At 66.8% G+C, this 25,389-nt stretch carries 18 protein-coding genes; 8 read left to right on the top strand and 10 right to left on the bottom strand.

What is annotated here, in order from left to right; all coding sequences use genetic code 11:
• Window positions 1–107: 107 nt before the first annotated feature.
• From B2747_RS16230 to B2747_RS16210, 5 genes are read left to right on the top strand one after another with little or no spacing between them, the layout of a single operon-like run.
• Entirely contained in the window at window positions 108–908 is an 801-nt protein-coding gene (locus tag B2747_RS16230) for a DUF1080 domain-containing protein (protein ID WP_291163288.1), read from the top strand.
• Window positions 909–2,123 carry a nucleoside permease gene (locus tag B2747_RS16225; protein WP_291163285.1) on the top strand — a complete coding sequence of 405 codons (1,215 nt, stop codon included), beginning with the start codon at window positions 909–911 and terminating at the stop codon, window positions 2,121–2,123. It abuts the gene before it with no gap.
• A complete protein-coding gene (locus B2747_RS16220; protein WP_291163282.1) occupies window positions 2,120–2,830 on the top strand; it encodes a copper homeostasis protein CutC in 711 nt (236 codons plus the stop codon). The genes B2747_RS16225 and B2747_RS16220 overlap by 4 nt, the downstream gene beginning before the upstream one ends.
• A 36-nt stretch (window positions 2,831–2,866) precedes the next feature.
• Window positions 2,867–4,510: a beta-N-acetylhexosaminidase gene (locus B2747_RS16215; protein WP_291163279.1), complete on the top strand. Its 1,644-nt coding sequence runs from the start codon at window positions 2,867–2,869 to the stop codon at window positions 4,508–4,510.
• Window positions 4,507–5,760, top strand: coding sequence for a M50 family metallopeptidase (locus B2747_RS16210; RefSeq protein WP_291163276.1), 1,254 nt, complete (start codon window positions 4,507–4,509; stop codon window positions 5,758–5,760). Before B2747_RS16215 ends, B2747_RS16210 begins: the two co-directional genes overlap by 4 nt.
• Here the strand turns inward: B2747_RS16210 and B2747_RS16205 are convergent.
• From B2747_RS16205 to B2747_RS16165, 9 genes are all read right to left on the bottom strand, one after another.
• Window positions 5,739–6,974 (bottom strand): Gfo/Idh/MocA family oxidoreductase, encoded by a 1,236-nt coding sequence (locus B2747_RS16205; RefSeq protein ID WP_291163273.1) that lies wholly within the window; start codon window positions 6,972–6,974, stop codon window positions 5,739–5,741. The two genes, B2747_RS16210 and B2747_RS16205, sit on opposite strands and share 22 nt — an antisense overlap.
• 125 nt (window positions 6,975–7,099) lie before the next feature.
• Window positions 7,100–8,023, bottom strand: a complete 924-nt coding sequence (locus tag B2747_RS16200) for an MBL fold metallo-hydrolase (protein ID WP_291163270.1) — start codon at window positions 8,021–8,023, stop codon at window positions 7,100–7,102.
• Window positions 8,024–8,083: 60 nt separating this feature from the next.
• A complete protein-coding gene (locus B2747_RS16195) occupies window positions 8,084–9,565 on the bottom strand; it encodes an amidohydrolase family protein (RefSeq protein WP_291163267.1) in 1,482 nt (493 codons plus the stop codon).
• Complete coding sequence (locus B2747_RS16190; protein WP_291163264.1) at window positions 9,562–10,473, bottom strand: sugar phosphate isomerase/epimerase family protein; 912 nt, start codon at window positions 10,471–10,473, stop codon at window positions 9,562–9,564. The genes B2747_RS16195 and B2747_RS16190 overlap by 4 nt, the downstream gene beginning before the upstream one ends.
• Window positions 10,474–10,475: 2 nt before the next feature.
• The gene (locus B2747_RS16185; RefSeq protein WP_291163261.1) at window positions 10,476–10,967 is read right to left on the bottom strand and encodes a GNAT family N-acetyltransferase; all 492 of its coding nucleotides are present in this window, start codon (window positions 10,965–10,967) and stop codon (window positions 10,476–10,478) included.
• Window positions 10,964–11,800 (bottom strand): hypothetical protein, encoded by an 837-nt coding sequence (locus B2747_RS16180; RefSeq protein ID WP_291163258.1) that lies wholly within the window; start codon window positions 11,798–11,800, stop codon window positions 10,964–10,966. The genes B2747_RS16185 and B2747_RS16180 overlap by 4 nt, the downstream gene beginning before the upstream one ends.
• Window positions 11,801–11,841: 41 nt before the next feature.
• Window positions 11,842–13,023, bottom strand: a complete 1,182-nt coding sequence (locus B2747_RS16175; RefSeq protein WP_291163255.1) for an NAD(P)/FAD-dependent oxidoreductase — start codon at window positions 13,021–13,023, stop codon at window positions 11,842–11,844.
• Window positions 13,016–14,164 (bottom strand): S41 family peptidase, encoded by a 1,149-nt coding sequence (locus tag B2747_RS16170; RefSeq protein WP_291163252.1) that lies wholly within the window; start codon window positions 14,162–14,164, stop codon window positions 13,016–13,018. The genes B2747_RS16175 and B2747_RS16170 overlap by 8 nt, the downstream gene beginning before the upstream one ends.
• A gap of 101 nt (window positions 14,165–14,265) precedes the next feature.
• On the bottom strand, window positions 14,266–14,760 hold the full coding sequence (locus B2747_RS16165) for a hypothetical protein (RefSeq protein WP_291163249.1): 495 nt from the start codon (window positions 14,758–14,760) through the stop codon (window positions 14,266–14,268).
• A 103-nt stretch (window positions 14,761–14,863) separates the two neighbouring features.
• Between B2747_RS16165 and B2747_RS16160 the strand changes: the two genes are divergently transcribed.
• A complete protein-coding gene (locus B2747_RS16160; RefSeq protein WP_291163246.1) occupies window positions 14,864–15,652 on the top strand; it encodes a DUF2490 domain-containing protein in 789 nt (262 codons plus the stop codon).
• A gap of 52 nt (window positions 15,653–15,704) precedes the next feature.
• Window positions 15,705–18,404 (top strand): prolyl oligopeptidase family serine peptidase, encoded by a 2,700-nt coding sequence (locus B2747_RS16155; protein WP_291163243.1) that lies wholly within the window; start codon window positions 15,705–15,707, stop codon window positions 18,402–18,404.
• Between the two features lie 238 nt (window positions 18,405–18,642).
• On the opposite strand, the gene B2747_RS16150 is transcribed toward B2747_RS16155, so the two are convergent.
• Window positions 18,643–20,445, bottom strand: a complete 1,803-nt coding sequence (locus B2747_RS16150) for a M28 family peptidase (protein WP_291163241.1) — start codon at window positions 20,443–20,445, stop codon at window positions 18,643–18,645.
• Between the two features lie 181 nt (window positions 20,446–20,626).
• Here B2747_RS16150 and B2747_RS16145 point away from each other — a divergent pair, with 181 nt between their 5' ends.
• Window positions 20,627–25,387 carry a gamma-glutamyltransferase gene (locus B2747_RS16145; protein ID WP_291163239.1) on the top strand — a complete coding sequence of 1,587 codons (4,761 nt, stop codon included), beginning with the start codon at window positions 20,627–20,629 and terminating at the stop codon, window positions 25,385–25,387.
• Window positions 25,388–25,389: the final 2 nt, after the last annotated feature.

The raw sequence follows: 25,389 nt of genomic DNA, 5'->3' as shown, positions 1-25,389 counted from the left end.
TGGTGGGTGAATGCCGCACGTTGAACCTGCAGCCGTGTCTTCCGTCGTGCCAGCACCGGACATAGCATTGCCTTGCCTCTCCTTCCCCTCCCTGTAGCGAGAATCACATGTCCCGCGCCCCGGCCGCCCTGCGGCCATCCCGCCCCGGCTCATCCGTCCGTGCCATGGCCGTAACGGCGATGCTGCTCGCCCCTCTGGCCGCCTGTAGTTCGAAGCGCCCACCGGCCGATGGGCGTGACGCTGATGCCATTCGCGGGGCCGTGGCTGGCATGCGGGGGCAGAGCGCGGCTCCCGTCAGCACGCCCGTGGCCCCGTGGGTGAATTTGCTGGCCGACACCACACTTTCCGGCTGGCACAACTACAGCACGCAGGGCGCCCCCGTTGTGGGTTGGACACTCAGCAACGGCGAACTCGTGCGCAGCGGACGCGGCGGTGATCTCACCACCAACCGCACCTACACCAATTTCGAGCTCGAACTTGAATGGCAGGTGGGGCCTGGTGGAAACAGCGGCGTCATCTATCGCATCGACCACAGCGGCGAACGCAGCTACATCAGCGGACCCGAAATGCAAATCCTCGACGATGCGGTGCACGCCGATGGCAAGAATCCGCTCACGTCTGCTGGCGCCAACTACGCGCTGCACGCCGCCCCTCGCGGTGTGGTCAAGCCCGCGGGTCAGTGGAACAGCGCGCGCCTGCTGGTGCGCGGCAACCACGTGGAGCACTGGCTCAACGGTGTGAAAGTCGTGGAGTACGAACTTGGCTCCGCCGACTGGGAAGAACGCCGCCGCAACAGCAAGTTCGCCAACGCCGCGCAGTACGGACGCGCCAGCAGTGGACATATCGCCCTGCAGGACCATGGCGACCGCGTGCTGTTCCGCAACGTGCGCATCCGGGAGCTCCCGTAAATGAGTACGCGTGTCCGGCTGTCGATCATGATGTTTCTGCAGTACTTCGTGTGGGGCGCCTGGTTCGTGACCATGGGCACCTACCTCGGACAGACGCGGGGCTTCTCCGACACCAACATCGGCGCGGCCTACGGCGCCACGGCGTTGGCGGCCATCGTGTCGCCGTTCTTCATCGGCATTGTGGCCGATCGCTTCTTTGCGTCGGAGAAGTTGCTGGCCGCGCTGCACCTGCTGGGCGGCGTGTTCATGTTCTTCATGGCGCAGCAGACCGAGTGGAGCGGGTTCTACCTTTTCCTGCTGGCCTACGCGTTCTGCTACATGCCCACGCTGTCGCTGACCAATTCCATTTCGTTTCATCACATCACCGATTCCGCGCGCGACTTTCCGCTCATTCGCGTACTGGGCACCATCGGTTGGATCGTCGCGGGTGTGGTGGTGGGCAAGGTACTGCAGGCCGACAAGAGCAATGTGCCCATGCTGCTGGCCGCCGGTGGTTCGGTGGCCTTGGGTCTCTTTTCGCTCATGCTGCCCGCCACCCCACCCAAGGCAGCCGGCGCACCCTTCAGTGTGCGTGACGCGCTGGGCCTGGACGCGCTGCAACTGCTCAAGCACAACGACTTCAAGATCTTCGTGCTGGGCTCATTCCTGCTGTGCATTCCCCTCCAGTTCTACTACGCCTTCGCCAACCCTTACCTGAATGAGATCGGGGCGCCCGACCCCGCGTTCATCCAGACCTTCGGGCAGATGAGCGAAATCGGCTTCATGCTGCTGCTGCCCTTCGCGCTGCGTCGCCTCGGCATCAAGTGGATCATGCTGGTGGGCATGTTGGCCTGGGCGCTGCGCTACTTCGCCTTCGGGTATGGCACGGGCAATGGCGCGCCGGTCATGTCGCTCGTATATCTGGGCATCATTCTGCACGGCGTGTGTTACGACTTCTTCTTCGTGGCCGGGCAGATCTACACCGACGAGCGCGCCGGCCCCAAGGTGCGCGCAGCGGCCCAGGGGTTCCTCAACCTCGTCACCAACGGCTTCGGCTACTTCGTCGGCGCGTCGGTGTCGGGCGCCACGGTCAACAAGTATGCGGGCAAGCTGGCCGACGGCACCGTGACACACGACTGGCTGCAGGTGTGGCAAACGGCGGCATTCTTTGCGCTGGCCGTGTTCGCGGTGTTCTTCTTCCTCTTCCGCCCGGCGCCCACGCGTAGCACCACGTGAGCAACGTCGTGAACGGCGTCGTGAACGGTGTTGTGAATCCCGACGTGGCTGACGTGCTCGTAGAGGCCTGCTGTGACTCGGTGGAAACGGCGCGGGCCGCGCAGGCAGTGGGTGCGCATCGCATTGAACTCTGTGGCCCGGGGGACGGCGGCAGCACGCCGTCCTACGGCCTCATGGCCCGCTGCCGGGTGGCCGTTTCGCTGCCCATTCACGTGATGATCCGCCCGCACACCGGCGGATTTGTCTATTCCGAAGACGACCTCGATGTGATGGGCGAAGACATCGAGCAGGCGCGCATGCTGGGCATGAATGGCGTCGTGGTGGGCCCGTTGCACGCGGACGGCTCGGTGCACCGCGAGGCCTTGAGCCGCCTGGTCAGCGCGGCCTACCCCATGCGCGTGGCCTTTCATCGGGCGTTCGATCGCACCCCCAATGCCAGCGATGCGCTGACCATCCTGCAACAGGCCGGCGTGGATGTGATTCTCACAGCCGGGCATGCGCGTACGGCACTGGAAGGGGCCGCGACGCTCCGGCAATTGCGTGCACAGGCCGGCGACACCCCCGTGATTCTCGCCGGCGGCAGCGTGCGCGGTGATACGGTGGTCCCCCTCGTGCAGGCCAGCGGCGTCAGCGAAGTGCATGTGCGTGGCACCAACACACAGTTCGTGCGTGATGTCGTCGCGGCGCTGGCCGCCCGCTCACGCTGACCCGCAGGCTTCACCATGACGTGTTCGCATATGCTGATGAGACGGTTCACCGTGGTGCTGACCGCGGTCTCTGCCCTGTTGCCACTGGCCTCCATGGCCAGCGCGCAGACCCCCGACGCGTCGGCCTACGCCGTCATCCCTCGGCCCACGACACTCGAACCGCGAGCCGGACGCTTTGTGTTGCGCGCCAGCACCGTGCTGCACACGTCACCGGCGTTTCGTCAGGTGGCCTCGCGCTTTGTGCGCGACATCGCCAACCCCACCGGCTTCGTACTGGCCAGCCGTCCGCGGAGCGCGGCCTCGACAGGCGGCATTCAGCTGCAGCAAATCCCGGGGCTGCCTCGTGAAGGCTACCGGCTCGATGTCACGCCCGCGCGTGTGCTGGTTCAGGCCAGCGACTCGGCCGGGGCCTTTTACGCCCTCGAGACACTCAAGCAGCTGCTGCCGCCCGCCATCTATCGGGGCGCACCACTGCCCGGCACCACGTGGTCGGTTCCGGCGGTGCGCATCGAAGACGCGCCACGCTTTGCCTGGCGCGGTGCACATCTCGACGTGGCGCGCCACTTCAGCTCGCGTGAGTTCGTCAAGAAGTACATCGACCTGTTGGCCCGCCACAAGCTCAACCGCTTTCACTGGCACCTCACCGACGATCAGGGCTGGCGCATCGAGATCACGCAGTATCCGCGCCTCACCACCATGGGCGCCTGCCGCGAGCAGACCATGGTGCCGCCCTATCAGTCCGACCCGGCCAAGCGCGTGTTTGACGGCAAACCGCACTGCGGGCACTACACGCAGGATGACATTCGCGAAGTGGTGGCCTATGCGGCCGAACGCATGATCACGGTGGTGCCCGAAATCGAGATGCCGGGGCATGTGCAGGCCGCCGTGCATGCCTACCCCGAGCTCTCCAGCCGCCCGGACTCGGCCCCTGGTGTGCTGCAGATCTGGGGCGTCAGTCCGTTCATTCTCAATCCCACCGACGCCAGTGTGCAGTTCATGCAGAACGTGCTGCGTGAAGTGCTCACACTGTTTCCCTCACCGTGGATTCACATTGGTGGCGACGAAGCCACCAAGGAGCAGTGGAAGGCCAACCCGGCTATCCAGGCCCGCATCACGTCGCTCGGTCTGAAAGACGAGCACGATATGCAGAGCTGGTTCGTCAGGCAGATGGACAGCTTTCTCACGGCGCAGGGACGCCGCATGATCGGCTGGGATGAAATTCTCGAAGGTGGTCTCGCCCCCAACGCCACGGTCATGAGCTGGCGCGGCATGGCAGGCGGTATCACGGCAGCCAAGGCTGGCCACGATGTGGTCATGGCACCGGGCAGTCACACCTACTTCGATCACTACCAGTCGCGCGACAAGAGCCGGGAGCCCCACGCATTCGGCGGGTACACACCCATCGATTCGGTGTACGCCTTCGAGCCAGTGCCGCCGTCACTCACGGAAGCCGAGGCGCGCCATGTGCTCGGAGCCCAGGCGCAGCTCTGGACCGAATACATCCCCACCTCGCGCCACGCCGAGTACATGGCCTTCCCTCGGCTTGTTGCGCTGGCGGAAGTGTTGTGGACGCCGCGTACGCTTCGTGACTACGCCCACTTTCGGTCGCGCCTGCTGCCGCATCTCGCACGGCTCGATGCACTCGACGTGAACTACCGGAAACTCGACCCACAGGAATGACCAGCACCAGCCAGGGGACCGGTACCCCCCTTCTCCCTCCGCCGCCCGCCAACGCCCCCGTCCGCACTGGCCGCGGCGCCACCGGCCGCACGTTCATCGTCGGGGCACTCGCGGGCGCACTCATCGGCATGGCGGGTGTACTGGTGGGCAAGGCTGTTGCTGGTGAATGGATCGCGACCCGCATTGCGCTCGCGCCAGAGGGCATGGGGCCGCGCTGGGCCATTGCGCTCGCCGCCATGTTCGGCGCGGTCCTCGTGCACGAGCTCGGGCATATCGTGGGCGGCCTCTCGCAGGGCTTTCGCTTCATGCTGTTGGTGGTGGGGCCGTTCAAGCTTTCGCGCAAAGATGAACAGGCGCCCATCCGCCTGGGTCTCAACACCTCACTCGAACTGGCCGGTGGCATTGCGGCCTGCATTCCACAGGGCGAACACGCCCTGGTGCAGCGCACCAAATGGATGGTCCTGGGTGGCCCCTTGGCCAGTGTCGCGCTGGCCCTCGTGTGCATGGTGCTGCTGGCGCTCAGCGCGCCCGCGTCGTGGAGCGCGCTGGTGCTCATGCTCGGCGCGGTGAGTGGCGCCCTGGCCGTGGTCACGATCATTCCCATGCGCAACGGCAACTTCGTCACCGACGGCAAGCGATTCCTGCAGTTGCATCGTGAAGGCCCCGAGGCGCGCCGCGACGCCGCACAATTGGCCATCACCGTCAAGCTGCAATCCGGCGCGCGAGTGGACGACATGCCGCGGGAGCAGATTGCCTCCCTGCTCGAGCCCAGCGATGGCTCCATCATGGAGTTTCTGGGGCGCACCACCGCCTACACCTGGCTGCTTGCTCAGGGACAGGTGCGTGAGGCGCGCGTTCAACTCGATCGCGCCGTGGCACTGGGCAGCGGCCTGCCGCTCAATCTCTCCGCCTTCATTGCCGCAGAAGAAGCCTGGGTGCTGGCGTGGTTCGACCGCAACGCCGACGCCGCGCGCGCGCGGATTGCGCCGCACGAGAAGGTCATTCGCGCCGTGTTGACACCGCATGAGCAGATCCGGCTGGATGCCGCGATTGCCATGGCATCTGGCGACCGCAACGGTGCGCGGAGCAAAGTGAACGCGGCACTCGACGTGCTGCGCGCGCAGTCTTCCCCCAGCGGCAGCACCCTCTGGACGAAGGACCGCCTGCAGGAAATGCAGGCAGTCCTTTCCACGGCGCAAGGCAGAGCCGAACGGTCAGACCTGCATGATCAGGGCTTCCAGGTGCCCTGACCAACCTGCGGCACGAACTTGTCCACGCCGTTTTCCTTGTACTCGAGCGTCTTGCCCAACTCGGCGCTCTTGTACGCGTGCATGAGAACCCGCACCACATCCAGACCGTCGTGCCAGGTCAGCAGCGGCTTCTCCTTGCCGAGGAAGGCGCGCACGAAGTGATTGTCCTCGGCTTCGTAGCCGTAGGCGATGGCCTCGTTCACCACCACCGGCATCTGGCCCTGCTCGGCCATCTGCTTCTCGACAATGTCCTCGCCGCTCTTGCCACGCACCGCACGCGAAAAGAACAGGTCGAGCCCTGACTCGAGCGTGTTCCACTTCATCGAGTACTCAGGACCCAGCAGTTCGGCGCTCAGGCGCAGACCCGGTCCAACAAAACTCCACGACGTGGTGGCTTCCCCAATGGCGAGCTGTCCATCGGGCGTTTCGAACTCGATGTGCACACTCGCGAAGTCTTCCGACGGCGCCTTGAGATAATCCACGCCCATGTCCTTCTTGAGCTGCGCCGCATACGCCTTGCGGGTCCACTTGAGCGAGGCAATGTGGCCCGTGATGCGCTTGACCTTGAGCGTGGACAGCGACTCGCCCGGCGGCGTGAGCAACTGGCGCACGACCAGCGCCGAGTGACACATCATGTCGTTGAGCACGCCGCCACCCTGCTGCACACCGTTCCAGAACCACGGCCCGTGCGGCCCGCTGTGCTCCTCGGCGGCACGCGCGAGATACGGCCGCCCGGTCGTGGCCGCGCCGCGCTTCCAGATGAGATTGTGGCCCACGGCCACCTGCGGCGAGAAGTACTGGTTCTCGAGATAGCCGTGCATGATGCCGGCCTTCTCCACCAGCTTGAGGATGTGCTTGGCTTCGGCCACCGTGCGACCCAACGGCTTCTCGCAGGCAATGCCCTTGAGCGTGCCACGACCTGTCAGCACCGCGTCCACGATTTCTTCGACGTTCTCGATGCGCGCGTGATTCGGGCCATTGAGCCAGATGGCGTCGATGGCCGGATCGGCCACCATGTCGCCGATGGTCTTGTAGGCCTTGCAGGCGCCGACGTCCAGTTCCCGCGCGTAACGCGCTGCGGCCGCGGCGTTCTTGGCATTGGGGCTCCAGACGCCCAGCACATCAGCGTCGCGAACGTAGCGGAAGCCCTGCATGTGGAAACGGGCGTTGAAGCCGGACCCAATGAATCCGACGCCGAGGCGGGTTGCGGTCATGACGGAAGGCGGAGTTCGAGGAGTGCAGGAGGCGTGAAACACTGATGTAACACGACGAACTTACTGCGACGTGCGACATCGTGCACCTGCTCGCACCGGGCGCGGTGCACGTCTCAGGGCAGCGCTCAAAACACGTCCAAGTCGCGCGCAATGCGCAGCGGCCCCGTGTAGCCCCCCCGCCGCACGCCGGCCAGCAATTCGTCGTCGGTGCCGCCCATACGCACGATGTGGCTGAGTACCACGAGTTGCACACCGGCTGCTGCGGCCAGCGCGCCCACTTCGGTGTCACTTGTGTGCACGCTGCGCATGTAGCGTGGCCACTCTTCGCCACCTGGGCGGTTCTCCGGCACCAGACGCACTTCCGGATAGGTTTCGTGCACCAGCACGTCGACGCCGCGGGCAGCGGCGCGCAGGGCCGCGCCAGGTGCCGCGTCGCCGGAGAGCAGCACGCGCCGCGACGGCGTCTCGATGAGATAGCCGAACGCCGACTTCCATTCGCCATGCGGCACGGGAATGGCGGTGACGCGCAGACCGAGCGAGTCGTACACCACGCCGCCGGCAGAATCGATGGGCTGCACGGTGACCCGTTCACCGCCGGGCTGGCCGCGTTCGAGTCCGGTGGTACGCACCGCGATGTCCTCCTGCCACGCCTGCAAAATGCCTGCGGCCAGCCGTTCGGTGCCCTGCGGCCCGCGCAGCGTCATGGGGCTGCGACGGCCCATCACCCAGGTCGTGAGCAGCACATCCGGCAGCCCGAGTGTATGATCACTGTGCAGATGCGTGAGCAACACACTGGCAAAGCCGTCAATGGGCAGGCCGGCCGCAGCGACACGGCGCATCACACCGGCGCCCGCGTCAAACAGCAACACCTGCCCACGATATTCGAAGGCATAGGCTGGCCCGGCGCGTTCCGGATCGGGCACCGGCATACCGGAACCCAGGACAATCAGGCAGCCGGCCTCGCGCTGCGCGTTGCTGCACACATGCGTGTTGGTGAAGCGGCGCTGAGCCTCAAGGGGCGTGCTGAGCCCGAGGCCCGCAAGCAGCAACAGCAGCCGCCTTGGCCACGGCCGCCGTAACCTGGCAGAGCCCACAGGGCTATTCCCCGCCTACCACAGCCCGGCCTTGCCGCGCACCGACTCAATGAGCGCCTTGGGGTCGTACCCCACACCCTGACGGAACACCCACTGCACGTTGCGCACGGCGGCAATGTCGGCGGCCGGGTTGCCGTCCAGCACCACCAGATCAGCCAGCTTGCCCACTTCGAGTGAGCCGGTGAGCGCGCCGCGACCCAGATAGGTGGCGCCGTTGAGTGTGCCAATGCGCAGCGCTTCGAGCGGCGTGAAGCCCGCCTCCACCAGCAGCTCGAGGGCCCGCTGATTGGAGAAACCCGGCACGAGGCCACCGCCACCGGTGGGGTCGGTGCCCACAATCAGTGTCCCACCCGCCTGCACGAACGCGCGCTCGAACGCCATGCCCTTGGGAAAGGCTCGCGCATACGGAGACTGCGTATTGCGCTGCGTGGCCGCGTAGCGCCGCTCGTAGTCCTCACGCAAGGTCGGCAGCAGCACATCGAGCCCACGCGGCATGGGCCGACCCGGCGTGAAGGTTTCGAAGATGGCCAGCGTGCTCGTCACCGCCACGCGCTTGTCGATGAGATGTCTGAACAGCGCCTGCACCTCGCTGCTCGACGGGTCGAGCGAAGCCATGGACTGCGTGGCTGCGCCACCGCGGCCCATGCAGCGGTCGGGGGTCTTGCCGGGGACAAAATCGTTCATGGCAAAGAAGCCATGCTCGAGATCATCGATGCCCGCGTCGGCGGCCTCGCGGTAGGTCACGCTGCACAAATGCCCCGTGATCTTGAGGCCGCGCGCGTGCGCCTCACGCGCCGACACGCGCAGGGCGTCGCGCGAGATGTTCATGTAGGCCTTGAATGAGGTCGCGCCCTGATCCGCCCAATACGCCACCAACTGCTTGGCGTGTGTGGTGTCACGCAGCGGCACGACCTGATTGAAGCCCATGCCCGGCCCTTCGAGATACGGCGCGGTGGCGTCGATGAACGGCCCCGGCTTCTCGCCGCGCGCGATGGCCTGCGCCACGAGAATCTCCGCCAGCCCATTCATGTTGCCGCCGGTGCGCATGCTGGTCACACCGCCGGCCAGATACAGCCGCGAGAAACTCTCGGTGAGATTGGCATACGTGCCGGCACCCACCGGGTAGTACAGATGCTCGTGTACCATCACGAGGCCGGGAATGACCGACCGGCCACTGAGATCGAGCACCTGCGCACCGGCCGGCACACTCACACTGGCCGCAGGCCCAAGGGCCGCAATGCGACCATCACGCACGATGACGGTGTGCGCCTCGCGTGGCGCCGCGCCCGTGCCATCGATGACACGCACGTTGGTGAGCGCCAGCACCGCCGTATCGAACCGCACATAGCTGCGCGTGGATGGACCCACGGGCGCGCGCTGTGCTTCCGTATGCCGCGCACTCAACCCGGAGCTCGCCAACGCCAGAGCGGCGCTCAGCGCCCGCACCGATCGCGCGCTCACCGGCGCGCTCACCGGCGCGCTCACAAGCGCGCTCACAGGGCCTTGAGCGCCGCCGCGCTGGCCGTGATGGACGCGATCGGATCGGCGGGATTGTCGTGTTCGATGAACCAGTGCCGGAGGCCCTGTCGGCGCCCCGTGGCAATGAGTGACTTGAAGTCGATGGTGCCCTTCCCCACGTCGAGCATGGCACGCTCCGGGGGCGGCCCCGCGTCCTTCACGTGCACGGCCACCACCCGTCCGGCGAAGCGCTTCATGAGTGCCATCGGGTCCTGGCCCGCCTTCACCGCCCAGTACAGATCGAGCTCCAGCTTCACCAGCGACGCATCGGTTTCGCTGGTGAGCACGTCGTAGCCCGTCGTGCCATCGACCGGGGCAAACTCGTAGTCGTGATTGTGATACCCGAACTCGAGTCCCGCGGCCTTGGCCTTCTCGCCCGCGATGTTGAGCCGCGCCGCCAGACGCTGCCAGTTGGCGCGTGCACCGCGATACTCCATGCTCGACGAGGGCACGATGACGAGCTTGTGTCCGATGGCCTGCGCGCGCTCAAAGGCCGGCCCCCAGCCATCGTCGGTGCGTGGCAACCCTTCATGCGCCGCCGGGGCGGTCAGACCATGACGCGTGAGCAGCTCACGCCACCACGCGCCATCCTTGCCAAACGGATTGAAGAACTCCACCTCGCTGATGCCCGCCTTGGCCACCGCCGCGATGGTGCCCTCGAGGTCCTTGCTCAGTGCAGCACGCACCGTGTAGAGCTGCAGGCCAATGCGATCGAGTCGTGCCGACGGGTGCGCCGACAGGCTTGCCGCGCGGGCCAGCGAGGGCAGCAGCGCACCACCACCGATGCCGGCAGCCAGCAGGCGCAGCACACTGCGGCGGGTCCAGCCCTCACGATTCACATCGTCATCATGAGCGGCGGTGGAAACGAACGACGGCTTCTGCGACATGCTCAGGTTTCTCCTCCGGCCAATCGCGCGAGCGCCTCGCCCGTGACCCGGTAAACGGTCCACTCATCCTGCGGCCGCGCACTGAGCGCGGTGTAGAACCCGATGGCATCCACGTTCCAGTCCAGCACCGACCACTCGAGACGGCCGCAGCCACGTGCCACGGCGAGTTGCGCGAGATGCTGCAGCAGCGCCTTGCCGATGCCATGCCCGCGAAGCGTCGGCCGTACGAACAAGTCTTCGAGATAGATGCCCGGCCGCGCGAGGAAGGTGCTGTAGTTGTGAAAGAACAGGGCAAACCCGGCTACCTCACCCTCCCATTCGGCCAGCACCACCTCGGCATAGGCGCGTTCACCAAACAGCGTGGCCGTGAGCGCGTCATCGGTGGCCTGACATTCGTGACGCAACTTCTCGTACTCCGCGAGCCCCTCGATGAGTTCACGGATGACCGGCACATCGGCCACCGTGGCGCGGCGCAGCGTGAGTGAGGTGCTCACGGTGACACCCCCGGCAAGGCGCGATGCGTCCACTGCCCGCCGCGCCGGAGCGTGGACTCAAACTGCTTCGTGCGCACACGAACCTCACCGGCCACCGCCACACCGCGGCGCGCGGCAATGAGCTCACTGATGAGCGGAACCCGGTCCTCGCTGCTCACAATGGTCCAGGGCGCACCAGCCACCGGCGCCTGCAGCGTGCGCACACGCGGTGTGCGACTCGCATGCCCCAGCTCGGCGCTGCCGTCGGCTTTCATCTGGATGAGCGAATCCCCACCCACCACCGGGCGACTCGACGCCCCCAGCACCGGCAGGAACCACACCTCGCTGTACCCCTCATACAGCAGGGCCACCGGCATGAGATCGGCCACTCCGCGTCCAGGACGCGGCGCCGCCAGTCCGCGTGCCATGGCGCGCGCCACCGCCGCCACGGCCTGCGTATCGATGCGCTCGCGCACCGCCATGCCGGAGCCACGCAGCGCCCACTGTCGCTGCACCTTCACGTTGGCACTGCCCGATGGTTGTTGCGTGAACTCCACCAGCGCACCGCGCCACTCATTGCCCTGCGGCACACAGGCCACGTTCCACGACGGCGACATGTCACCCAGGGCCCCACTACGCGCGGCCTGCACGGTCTCCTGGTGACACTGCATGTATTGCAGGGCGCCGCGCGCGCGCAGATCCCGCTCACCAAACAGCCCCTCGTAGGTGGTGGGCACGGGCAGCGTCTTGGGCATGGGCGGTTCCGCACCCTGCGCCTGCACCGACGACGAGGCCGCGGTCAGCAGCAGCAGCGGGGCGAACACCACGAACAACGGCAGGCGGGACTTGAGCACAGGCTGAGCACAGGCTGGAGGGAACGAACACCTGCTGCAATCTACTGCAACACGCCCAGCCCATGGGTGACGCAGCGTGTCCAGTCGGGCCCCAGCAACAGGCGCAAGGGCATGTCGTCGCCGTCCACAGCGGCCGACGCCAGTCCACGCGCGACCATGGCGCCCATCACATTGCCCGTGCCGCTGTAGCCACCCGCCGCCCACACGTTCGGCCGCACCTGCTCCACCACCGGCAGCCCCGTGTCCGTGTAGCCGGCGCTCGCAGCCCACCGGTGCGTGATGGGCGCGTCAATACCGAGCCGCTGCCGCAGATGCCGCTCCAGCAACGCCTGCACGGCATGTGACGGCGTCGCATCATGCGTCCACTCGCCGTCGCCGCCCTGGTCGCGGTACCCGCCCAGGGCCACACGCCCATCGGGCAACTGCTGCCAGTACTCATAGCCCTCGCGGAAATACACCGGACAGGGAATGCGCCCCGGTTCCACCGGTGCCGTGGCCAGCATCTGCAGACGCGCCGTGCGCACGCGACCCGCGAGCTCCGGGAGTATCAGATCCAATCCACCGTCCACGGCAATGAACACGCGCTCGGCATGCACCACCCCATGCGGCGTGATGACCCGGGTGCCGTCGAGCTGCAGCAGCGGCGTGTGACCAAACAAGCGCGCGCCTTCTGCGCGCACCTGCGTGGCCAGGGTGCGACAGCGCATCAGCGGGTTAAAGGCCGCATCGGTGGGCAGGAACAAGCCTTCGCCATCGTCGCCCCGATACCATTGCACCGGCAGCGCGTCGGCACGCAGTGCGTCGTACTGTGCGCGACAGTCCTCCACTTCCTCCGGCGTGGCCGCGAGACGCTTGGAGCCCACACGCTGCACGGCCGCCGGCACTTCCTGGCGAATGCGCTCGATCTCGGTCATGCTCGCGAGATAGATGTCGCGCGCGCGCTCCCGACCGTGACGTCGAACGGCGTCGTGATAGAAGTCGTAACACCCGGCGAGGAGAAAGCCGCCGTTGCGTCCGGCAGCGCCCGCCCCCACATCGCGGGCATCGATGCCGATGACGTTCTCCGAGCGCGCCAGCAACTCGGCAATCAGCGTGAGACCGGTGCCGCCGAGTCCCACGACGCAACTGTGCGCGCTGCAATCACCGCGCAAACGCGGCAGCGAAGTCCAGTCGCCACGATCCCACACGGGAGGCGCCACTTCAGCGGCGCGACGTTCAGTCACGCCGGAGCGAATCGCGGATCGTGCCGGCCGGCGGGTCACGTGGCGGCTCTCCGATGACCGGCCCGATGCGATACACCCCCGTGCGCTCACCCAGGATGCCCACGGCGGCGTCGATGAGCGGATCACGCCGCGCATCGTAGTCACGCGGCGTCCAGGGCAGCACCAGATGCGGCGCCACGCCGCGCCATTCAATGGGTTGCTTGTCTGGCGCAAACTCGAGCCAACGCGGCACCGTGAATTGCCAGCCGCGCCCCCCGCCCAGCGCAAACGTGGCCGGATTGCCACTCGCGCCACCCGTGGTATCCCCGATCACGGTGACATGCGGCAGCGTGCGCATGGCCGCCACAAAACTCTCCGTGGCACTGAAGCCGCCGCGACCCGCAATCACCACCACCGGCTTGGTGTACTGCCACGCGCCGCGCGGGCCGATGCTGCGCGCCAGCGGCATCTCGAGCCCCTGCACACGCGGGTCGATGTTGATCTGCACGTAGGACGCCGTGAGCGTGCGCGTCGTGAAGCGACTGGCAAAGGCCAGCGCCGCGGCGTCACTGCCGCCAGCATTGGTGCGCACATCGATGATGAGACCCGGCGTTTCGCGGGCTCGCTGCAGCATCACGTCCAGCAGCTCTTCGTCCACCGGCGCCTTCCACGTGCCCAGCCAGAGGTAGCCGTAGCCGCCCACGACGCCGTCGCCGGCCTGCGCCGCGCGTGCCACATACCCCGCGTCACGCAGCGCCGCTTCCCAGCGTTTGCGCTCGAAGTTCACCAGCGTGGGCGGACGATAGCTGGGCACCACCTGGCCACGCGGATCGACCAGCCACACGTGGAGATCACGCAGGGGGGCCAGCATGCCGAGCAGCACCGACACGAGTTCGTCCTGACTGCGCGCCTGGGCCGCGAGCGGGCGGTACTTGAGACGCTGCGCCTGCCAGTCCACCTGCTTGTAATTGAACGACGGATAGGTCTCCTGAAAGCGCGCCCACAGGGTATCGAATTGATCGAGATACACGGTGGACGGATACGCTGTCAGCGCAGCCGCGGGTGCGGGCGCTGGTGCACGCCCGCACGACATCGCCGCAGCCAGCGCGAGTCCAAGACCCAGCACCCGCCCGGCGGCAAGGAGCCCCCCTGCACGTCGCATTCTTTGACTATGGAGGCGGGACCAGCGACGGTCCAGATCGCCGGTCATTTCCGGGGACAAACCGTTCCCTGGGCGCCACCAGCCGTTATCAGACGGTAGGACTATTTCGCCAGCGCACCCGCCACCTGCCGCGTCAGCACGGCCAGATCGGGCGAGTGCTGCAGGGCCTGGAAGTAGAGACGCTGAAACGCGTCGCCCTCAGCGTCGGCCCGCAGCAGCATGCGCGCCCGGTCATACAGTGAGCGCGCCTCTGCGCTGCCCAGCGGCGACTTCTTGTCCGTGCTGCGTTCATCGATGAGCAGCACAAGCTGCGCCATGGGCCGCAGCCAATCGAAGAACGGATCGTTGATGACGAGCTGCAGGAAGGCGCTGTTGTTGTCGATGCGACCACGCACCTTCTCGTAGCGCGTCCGCTCGGCCTGCAGCAGTCCGCGATGCACCACCAGCAGGAACTTGCGCACACGCTCGAGGGACTCGCGCTCTTCGTCGCTGGCGAGCGGCATTTCGAGCGGCATGGTGGGCTGCTCGCTCACCTCCTCCATCGCGTCGGACGCAGGGGTGGCGGGCGGCGTGGGCGTGTTGGCGGCGTCGGACATGCGGCTGCTCGGCAGATGATGGGTCGTGCATGCTCCGGGGCGCGTGGCGTCGGATACCTCACGCGCCTTGTGGAGCCGTATTCAAAGCTAGCAGCTTGCGCGGATGACGCGATTTACCTCCCTCCGCCGGTTGGGTGTGCTGACCCTGACCACCCTGCTCGGACTTGCCGCACCGGGCCTCGCCACGCCGGCTGCGGCGCAGTCCGACTGGCGCACCGTGCGTCAGGATCAGACCTGGCTGGCGTTTGCCTACGATCAGCCACTCACGACACGCTGGTCCACCCTGGGCGACGTGCAGTGGCGGCGCGTGAATGGCCTGAGCGACCCGCAGCAACTGCTGCTGCGTACCACCGCGCTCTATCGTGTGGCACCGGGCTTCCGGGTGGGTGCGGGTATCAACTACGTGGCCTCGGCGCCCTACGGGGAATTGCCGGCCGCGCGGCCGCTGCGTGACCGGCAGCTCTTTCTGCTCGCGCAGCTCAATCACAAGCAGGGCGGCACCGACTTCATGCACCGCTTCCGCTTCGAGAACCGCTGGCTCGCCGACGTGGCGCAGGACGCGAACGGCAACGAGGAACTCGTCAATGAGCGCTTTGGCCGTCGTGCGCGTTATCTCGTGCGGCTCATGCGCCCGGTGCCCGGTCTCGAGTTCCGCGGCCTGCCGGTCCTGGGCCTCGTGCAGAACGACCTCTTTATTGGCTTGGGCGGCGCCGAGCGGGGTGTGACGGTGGACCAGAATCGCATCGCGTTCGGACCGGCCATCCAATTCAATCGCACCAAGCGCCTCGACCTGCTGTGGATGCAGCAGTGGGTGGCGGTGCCACGCGCGCGCGCCAACGAAAACAATCGTACGTTATGGGTGGTGCTGAATCACACCGGTCTGCCGCGCTGACCGGTACTGGACGGCTCACCCACCTGCCTCCCTCGGGACCTCCTACCTGACCATGTCTCGCTCCGCTTCCCTGCCCGCACTCCGGCCTGCGCTGTTCGCCGCCTCGCTGGCTGCGATGTTTGCGCCGGCCGCCAGCCCGCTCGTGGCACAGAACGCCGCCGGTCCATCGGCGTCGTCCTCCACGTCATCTTCCGCCAAGTCTGATCCGCTGGCCGAAGAGGGCTACATCACGCCGCCCGAAGCCATTGCGAAGCTCGTGGCCGCGCCGCGCGAACTGAACGCCACCTACAGCACCCCGAGTCCGGGCGCGCGTCGCTACTTCATGCGACTGGTGAGCGACGGTTTGCCGTCGCTGGCCCTGGTGGGCAAGGCGCACCACAACCTGGGAGGCTGGCAGGTCGACCAGCGCGCCAATCGCGAGCGCAACCTCACCATGCGCAGCAGCGCCGGGCTGGAAATCACGGAGTGGGAGACCGGCCGCAAGGTGAACGTGGCCATTCCCGCGGGCGCACGTGTGGGCAGCGCGGCGTGGTCACCCGACGGCAATCAGGTGGCGTTCTTCGCGTTGTTCGACGACGCGACACAGATCTGGGTGGCGGACGCCGCCACGGGCAAGTCGCGCGCGGTATCGCCGCGCACGGTCATGGCCACCACGGTCACGGCTCCGGAATGGACGGCCAACGGCCAGGCGCTGCTCACGGTGCTGGTGCCCGATGGCCGCGGACCCGAGCCGCGTGAGCCGGTGCTGGCCAGCGGCCCCATGGTGCGTCTCAACGAGAACAACAAGCTCAAGACCCGCACGTACGCCGACCTGCTCATGACGCCGTTCGAGAAGGAACTCGTGGCGTATCACATGAAGGGTCAGGTGGCACTCATTGACGCGAAGAGCCGCGCCGTGCGCAAGATCGGCGCGCCGGGTCTCGTGCGCAGCGTCGATGCCTCGCCCGATGGGCAGTATCTGCGCGTCACGTATGTGGAAGAGCCGTTCAGCTATGTGCTGCCGGTGTCCTCGTTCGGCACGCGCGAAGTCATTCTCGATGGCAGCGGCAAGGTGCTGGCGGAAATCAACAAGCGCCCGCTGCGGGAAGGTGAAGAACCGGCCGACCCCACCGATCCGCAGCCGCGTGCCGCGGCCAGCCCTGCCGCACGTGCGGCCGCGCCGGACACGGGCAAGCGCAATCTCGCCTGGCATCCCAGCGCGGGTGGGCTCGTGTACTTGCAGATCACGCCGGCGGCCAACGGTGGTGGCAACGGCGCGGGCAACGCGGCGCGTGGTGACAGCGCGGCACAGTCGCGTCGTGGCGATCGGGTGATGCACTGGAAGGCACCGTTCGACTCCACGAGTGCGACGGCGCTCTACACCACCACCAATCGCATCACGGCCGCGCGCTTCAACGACGCCGGCACCATTCTCTTCGTGACGGAGACGGGCACCGGCGGCACCTACGAGCAGGCCATCTTCCTCACCGAGAACAACGCCAAGTTCACGGTCATTGCGCCGCGTGCGCGTGGTCGGGGCGACAGCACGGCGGCGCCCAATGCCCCGCCGGCCGTAGCGGCCGCCGCCGGCCGCTTTGGTGCTGCACCCGGCGGCTTGCTGACGCGCCCGGGCAGGAGCGGTGTGCCGGTGGTGATGGTGTCCACCGACGGCAAGTCGGTGTTCACGCAGGGCACCACACCCGACAGCACCAGCATTGCCAAGGCCTACGTGGAGCGCATCGACATTCGCACCGGGGCACGCACGCGTCTCTACGAAAGCGCGGGCAATGTGGTGGAGACCATCTCCGCGCCGCTCGACGATGATTTCACGCGCGCCGTCATTCAGCGGGAGTCGGCCACCACCGTGCCACAGTCCTTCGTGCTCACGCTGGCCAGCAAGGAGGTCAAGCAGCTCACGAACAACCGCGACCTCATGCCGGAGATGTCGAGCGCCAAGCGCCGCACGGTCGTGGCGCGCCGCGCCGATGGCTACACCTTCAACGTGCGCGTCACGCTGCCTGCCGACTATCAGGACGGCACGCGGCTGCCCGCCATGTTCTGGTTCTATCCGCGCGAGTACGACAATCAGCAGGCCTACTCCCGCCAGGCGCAGCAGACGCCCACCCAGGCCAATCGCTTCCCCAGCTTCGGCCCGCGCTCGCTGCAGTTCCTCGTCACGCAGGGTTATGCCGTCGTCGAACCCGATGCGCCGATCTTTGCCAGCGAAGGCCAGTTGCCCAACGACAACTACGTCGTGGATCTGCGCAACAATCTGGCAGCCGTCATCGATGCGCTCGACACCCTGGCCATCATCGACCGCCATCGCTTGGGCCTGGGCGGCCACAGCTACGGCGCCTTCAGCACCGTGAACGCGATGGTGCACACGCCCTTCTTCAAGGCCGGCATTGCGGGCGACGGTGCCTACAACCGCACCCTCACGCCCAACGGCTTCCAGAGCGAGCGGCGCGATCTCTGGCAGGGACGGCAGACGTACCTGGAAATGTCGCCGTTCCTCTATGCCGATCAGCTCAACGGCGCGTTGCTCATGTACCACAGCACCGAAGACCAGAACGTCGGCACCGACCCCATCAACTCCACCAAGCTCTATCACGCATTGATGGGACTGGGCAAGACGACGTCACTGTATATGTACCCGTACGAGGATCATGGACCCATTGCCAAGGAAACGGTGATGGATCAGTGGGCGCGGTGGGTGGCGTGGTTGGATAAATACGTGAAAAACGCCAATCAGCAGAAGCCGAAAGCCATGTGAACGAACGAGGGGCGTAGGGTGTGACGGCGTAAGGTGAACTTCGCGAAGGTACAGCTACCGCTTTACTGCGAACCGCGTAAGGTGAAACGCGTAAGGTGAACTTCGCGAAGGTACCGCTACCGGTTTACTGCGAACCGCGTAAGGTGGACGACGTAAGGTGAAGGGCGGGAAGGAACTGCACACGAGACCGCGGTCTCGCGTACGGTTGCTTCCCGCCCTTCACCTTACGCGGTCCACCTTACGGGGTAATTTGTTTCGGTTTGACCGGCTTGGTGCCGTTGAGCCGCGGCCTCGGACCATTCGCCACTTCCACCGCGATCTCCTTGATGTAATTCGCGATCCGCGCGTAATGCGGGTAGTCGATGAACTCTGGCTCGTCGCTGTATTGGTGGTAATCCCCATGCAGGCCCGTGAAGAAGAACGCGATGGGAATACCCTGCTGCGCATAGCGGAAATGATCGCTGCGCGCGTAGATGTTGTTGTAGCCGGCCCACGACGTCGGCTCGTCGAGCTTGTAGTCCAGCGCGAGCGGCTTGGCCTGCTTGGCGTTCACGGCCTTCACCTGGTCACCCAGATCCTTGCTGTCGAAGTACGAGCCAATCACCGACAGGTAATCGTCACCGCCACCCGGCAGGTCCTCGACGCGGCCGCGGCCGATCATGTCGATGTTGAGCTGCGCCACGATCGAATCGATGGGCACCGTGGGGTTCTGCGTGAAGTGCGCCGCACCCAGGAGGCCCGCCTCTTCACCCGTGTGCCACACCAACAGCACCGAACGCTTGGGCTTGACCGGCATGGCCATGATGGCCTCGGCAATCTCCAGCACCGCCATCGAGCCTGAGCCGTCGTCGTCCGCACCATTGCGAATGGAATCGAGACGTGGTGTGGGGTGAATGCGACGGATGCTGTCCATGTTCACCTTGATGGACGTCATCAGATCGGGGCCCAGCGGCTTCATGTTGTTGGCCAACAGGACCTTGTTGCGCTCCACGTTGAACGCTCGCACCGAGTCCTTGTCCACCACCGGCGCAAAGCCCACGTGATCGTTGTGGGCACCAATGGCCAGATACTGGTTCTTGAGCACCGGATCGCTGCCGGGTATGACACCGATCACGTTGCGGCCCCAGTTCGTGGGTTCTTCCACGAAATCGAGCGATGCGGTAAGCCGCCCGCCGGTGTTGCCCGGCCGCAGCGCATCCAGCGACGCCACACCAAACAGGCGCGCCGCGCCGCTCTGCGTCATGCGCAACGTGGGCTGCGGATAGAGCTGCGCCTGCACCTGTGCGATCTGCTTGAGCAGCGCCTGCATCGGATCCTTGATGCTGGTGTCGGCCGCCGGGTAGCGCACCGGCGCCGGCTGCGACGCCACCGTCGGCTTGTTGATGGCCGCCCGCTGCGCCGGCGTGAGCCGGTCGAGATCCACCGTGATCACCGCCGCCGCATCGGCAAAGCGCGACGCGGCGGGACCCGCATTCTGCGCCAACGCAAACGCCTGCCCCTGTCCGCCGCGCGGGCCATCGGGTGAGGGAAGCAGCACCACCACCTTGCCCGCCGCCTGCGCCGCACTGATCAGGCGGCTCGTGTCGCCCTGCACGCCGCCAAACACCACTTCCACGTCCACCACCGGACGCGGCGCGCGCGCACCCGGCACCGCCACCACATCCGTGTTCCACACCAGCGGATTGCCGTTCACCGTCACGCGTGAGTGATCGGTGAAACGCCGCGTATGGAACGGCAGATTCTGGAAGTATGTGCCGTTTACGCCCGCCGGCTGCACACCCAGGCGCTTGAGCTCTGCGGCAATGAAGTCCGTGCCCTTCTCATTGCCCACGCGGCCCACCTGACGGCCCTGCATGCTGTCGTCGGCAAACTGATAGAGACGGATCTGCAGATCACGCTCGGTGATGCCGGCCGTGGTGGGCGCGGGACGCACGCGCTCCGGGTTGCCGTAACGATTGACGGCCGGACGCTGCGCGCTCAGCGCAGCCGGAACAAGGAGAGCAGCGCCAAGCACTGGCGCCGCGAGGCGGACTGGCCGCATGAAGACTCCGGGGGTGTTTGGGGGTCGGTCACAGCGCCATGCCGGCGCCGTCCAGCAAGATATCCACAGGAACGCGGCATCCACCCCGGCAAGTTACCGGACACAGGTCCGCCACGCATATTCGAGACGGCAGCGTCGGATTCCCGGCGCCTTTGTTTCCCTCAGCGTTGTGCATGCCCGCATGTGGTTTCTTGTCCTTCCCCTGATGCAGCTCGGCGCCTCGCAGCCGCCCTCCGTCCACGAGGTGCTGGCCGCCGAGTACAGTCGCGGCAGCAACACGGCGGCGATTGGCACCCTCGATCGTGCCATCGCGTCGGGCGATACGACGCTGCAGCGTCTCGCCGCACGCGCTCTGGGACGCTGGGAGCGTGCGGAATACGCCGCGCGATTGACGCCTCTGCTGCAGTCATCGACGCCCGCCGTCAGGCGACAGGCCTACGATGCCGCGGCGCAACTGCGCGCCGTGCACCTGCTCTGGCCGCGCAGCACGCCGGAGTCACACGCCGCGGCACGCGGTGCTTGGGGCGAGTCGCTGGGCCGCGTGGCCACACCAAACACCGATATTGAAGCGGCGCTGGCTGCCGGATTGCAGGACCAGCAGGCCGACGCGCGTCGTGGCATGGCGCGTGGGCTCGAGAGTTATCTGCGACGCAATGCACGCAGCACCAAGCCGCAAGCCACCACGCTGCAGCAACTCCGCGAGCGGGTGCAACGCGACAGTGACGGCGAAGTTCGCCTCGTGAGTCTGCTCGCACTCACCGCCGCCGGTGACCGCGACTCCCTCACGCTCGATGCCGCGCGCCGTGATGCCGACCCGCAGGTCAGGCGCGCGGCCGTGGCCCTGTCTCGCGCCTGGTTGACCGACCCGCACCCCATGGTGCGTTGGCAGGCGCTGCGTGTGGCCGGCGACTGCACACGCGCCGCGCAGCATGTGAACGACAGCAGTGAACACGTGCGTCTTCTGGCCATCGACCTGCTGGGCGAGAAGCGCTGCGATGCGTCGCTGCTGCCACCGCTCCTGGCGCACAGCGACTGGCGTCGCCGCGCCCACGCCGTACTGAGCCTCGCGCGCACCGCTCCTGCGAACGCCCAGAACGCCGTGCGTGAACTCGCACGCTCCCCGGTGTGGCAGGCCCGCGCCTGGGCCGCGCAGTCCGCAGTGCTCATCAAGGACAGCAGCACACTCACCCGCCTTGCCAGCGACCGTGATCCCAACGTGGCTTTGGCCGCCTCGCAGACGGTGCCCACAGCGCTTGCCCTGCTCACGCGCAATCATGCCGGCGCCATGCTGCAGGGCGCACAGGTCATCGGCAAGGCCGACTCGGCCACACGGCTCGCGCACGCCCCCACACTGCGCGCCGCGTTTGATCGCATTGCCTCGCGTGGTGTGACCTGGCGTGACCCGCGCGAGGCCATCGTGCAGGCCCTCGTGCTGGATGACGCGACGCGCCGCTGGATGCAGCCGCTGCTGCAGCATCCCGATCCGGCCATCGCGCGCCGCGTGGCACAGCGCCTTTCCCCCGACAGCACGCGGCTCGTGCCATACAACGCCACGTACGCGGCACCGGCCTTCCCCCCAGCCGCTACGCTCAATGCGCTGCGTGGCGCGACCGCCGACCTGCACATAGCCGGCAAGGGCGTCGTGCAGCTTCGTCTGCTGCCTGACGAAGCGCTGATGGCCGTGCACGCGTTTGTGACGCTGGCCGAGTCGGGCGCGTATGCCGGCCGCACACTGCATCGCATTGTGCCCAACTTTGTTGTGCAGGGCGGTAGCCCGGGCGCCGATGAGTACGACCCGGCCACCGACTACTTCATGCGCGACGAAGTGGGCTTTGCGCGCAATGCACGCGGCAGCTTTGGCATCTCCACGCGCGGACGCGACACGGGTGACGGGCAGCTCTACATCAATCTCATCGACAACGTCCGGCTCGATCACGACTACACGGTGTTTGCACAAACCACGCGTGGCCTCAACGTGGTGGACGCCATCCAGGAAGGCGACATCATCGAGCGCGTGGTCATTCGTCGCACCAGCGTAGGCGGAAGCGCAGGCGCCGGGGCGTCCGGTGAAGCAGCCAGTGCCGCCAGCGGCACTGCGTCAGGTATTGAGGACTCAGGCGACGTCCGTCAGCCTGCCGCTGGTCCGGACAACCTGCTGGCCTTCGCTCGCGCAGGTCACCTGTATCTGCAGCGTGGCACACAGCCGGCGGCGCTGCACTCCACCAGCTCGGCGTTCCACCGCGACCCGACCTTTGCCGGCAACACGCTGTACTTCGCGCACGATTCGGCCGGCAACTACGACCTCTACGCGCAACGAGTTGACGCGAACGGCGCGGCCCAAACCGCGCAGCGGCTCACCACCCATGCGGCGCACGATGTCGCGCCCGCGCCACTACCTGATGGCCGCGTGGTCTTTCAGCGTGGTCTGGGCGGTGATGCGCGCCTGTTTGTTCGTGAGGCCAATGGCAGCGAACGTCGGCTCGGCAGCGTGGAGCGTCAGGAACGTCGCCCGCGCATTTCGCGCGACGGACAACGCGTGGCCTTTCTGACCGTTGGCGAAAGTTCACGCAGCGTGGTCGTGCACAACCTCAGCACTCGCCGTGACAGCGTCGTCTTTACTGACCCCACGCTGGAGGACGTCGCCTGGGGACCCGACGATCGCATGGCCGTGTCCATGCGCAGCGGCACCTTTGTCGTGCCCACACGCGGCCAGGCCTACAGCAACCTCGTGTCGCGGCGGCATGGCGAGATTGACTGGTCGCCCGATGGTGCGTGGATTTCCGTGGCCGAGGTGCGCGATGTATCGGTCGGCTACAATGGCGATCCCGATCGTGGCGTGGACAGAAGCAGTCACGAACGGGGCAACATTCCATCGGGGAGCTTGTCGGCAAACACCGCAACTGACGCCGGCCTCGTGCGCATCCCGGCCCCGCGCGCACCCGACGACGGTTTGCTGGCCCTCGACGCGCCGACAGCCACCGATCGCAGCGCTATCAACGCCGCCGCCTTCGACCGCATGTGGCAGCGGTCGCAACAGCTGTACTTCACGAGCGCTGAAGACGCGAGCGCATCGCAGGCCACACGCCGCGCCGCGTGGGAGGCCGTGCGCAGCACGTACCGGCCACGGGCGCTGGCCGCCACCAGCGATTCGGCATTGGCGCAGGTGTTGCACGAGGCGCTGCGCGCACGGCCCGCGTTGCGCGAAGAAGCCCGCGGACGTGCCGCGGTGTCGAGTGCCCATCCCGTGGCCACTGAGGCGGGGCTCGAGATGTTTCGCCGCGGGGGCAACGTGGTGGATGCCGCCGTCGCCACCAGCTTTGCGCTCGGGGTGGTGGAGCCCGACGCCAGCGGCATTGGTGGCTACGGCGAAATGGTGATTGCCCTCAAGGGCAAGGCGCCCACACTCATCGAGTTCATGAGCCGTGTGCCCGAGGCCGCAGGCCTGAGCAACACCTCGCTGCTGGTGAATGGCCGCTATCCCGCCGATGGCCCCGTGCTGGTCAATGTGCCGGGCACCGTGGCGGGCATGTATCGCGCCTGGCAGCAGCATGGCAGTGGCAAGCTGCCCTGGGCGGAGCTGTTGGCGCCGGCCATTCGCGCCGCGCGGAATGGCTATGCCGTGAGTCCGGGGCTTGCCACCACGCTGGCCACCGAGCGTGAGCACTTTGCCAAGTATGCCGGCAGCCGTGCGCTGTTCTTCAATGGCGACGTGCCCAAGACCGTGGGCGACAGCATTCGCAATCCCGATCTCGCCTGGGTGCTGGAGCAGATCGCGCTGCGTGGCGCCGACGGCTTCTACAAGGGTGAAGTGGCGTCACGCTACGCCACCGATTTGCGCCGCGGCGGCAACGCCATGACCGAGCGCGATCTCGCGCGCTACTTCGCCAACGAAATGGCGCCCGTCTGCGACACGTATCGTCGCTATCGCGTGTGTTCTTCGGCCCCACCGGTGAGTGGCGGCGCCGATCTGGTGGCGCGTCTCAACCTGCTGGAGCAGTTCCCCTCGCCGCAGCGTTATGCCGATCACGCGCCCACGCTGCACGCGGCATTGAGCGCGTGGTTTCTCACGCCATCTTCGCGCAACCGCATTGCCGACCCCGCGCTCTGGCCGGTGGACGTGGGCAGTGTGGTGCACAAGGACAGCGCGCGGGTACGCTGGCAGTGTTTCGATGCCAATCGGGCGCTCACGCCGGCCAGCGTACGCGGTGATACGCTGGCCTGCCTCAAGGCGCGCGCCGCAGGCTCGGCGTCGCCAGCCGCCACATCGGGCGCCACGAGCGAGTCCCCGTCAGACGACCTGCCCCACGATGCGCCCTGCGGTGATGATCACGCCGCCGAGATGAGCGTGTGTCACAGCAGCGGCACCACGGCCTTTACCGTGGCCGACGCCGATGGCAACGCAGTGGCCGTCACGCAGACCCTGGGCACCTGGGGAGGCAACTTTTACGTGACTCCGGGGTTGGGCTTTCTCAGCAACGACAAGCTCACGTCCTACGGCACCGATCCCTCGCAGTACGGATCCCGACTCCCCTTTGCCCGCCATGGCAGCACCCTCGCACCCACCATTGCCTTCGAAGGCAACCGCCCGGTCTTTGCCGTGGGCGCGGCCGGAAATGCCTGGATCACCTCCGCCGTCTATCAGACCTTGCTCGGCGCCCTCGACTACAACCTTGGTCCGCAGGCGGCCCTTGAGCAGCCGCGCTTCCTGCCGGGCGGCGGCTTTGGCGGTGCGGGCATGAACGCCTTCACCCTGCAACTCGAAGACGGCTTTGCGCCCAGTGTGGTGTCGCGTCTGCGGGCACTGGGTTACGGCCTCACCTTCGTGTCAGCGTATGGCGAGTTGCGCGAAGGCTACGGCGCGGCGGTGCGCATTGGGCGTGACCAGGTGTGGGCCGGTGCCGATCCGCGTCGTGCCGGTGCAGCGGGGGCCGTCAAGCAGTGAGC

This window comes from Gemmatimonas sp. UBA7669, assembly GCF_002483225.1.
In the GTDB taxonomy this organism is placed as follows: Bacteria; Gemmatimonadota; Gemmatimonadetes; order Gemmatimonadales; family Gemmatimonadaceae; genus Gemmatimonas.
Note: the sequence above shows the minus strand (reverse complement) of the source record. Positions and strands in the feature narration are given on the sequence as shown.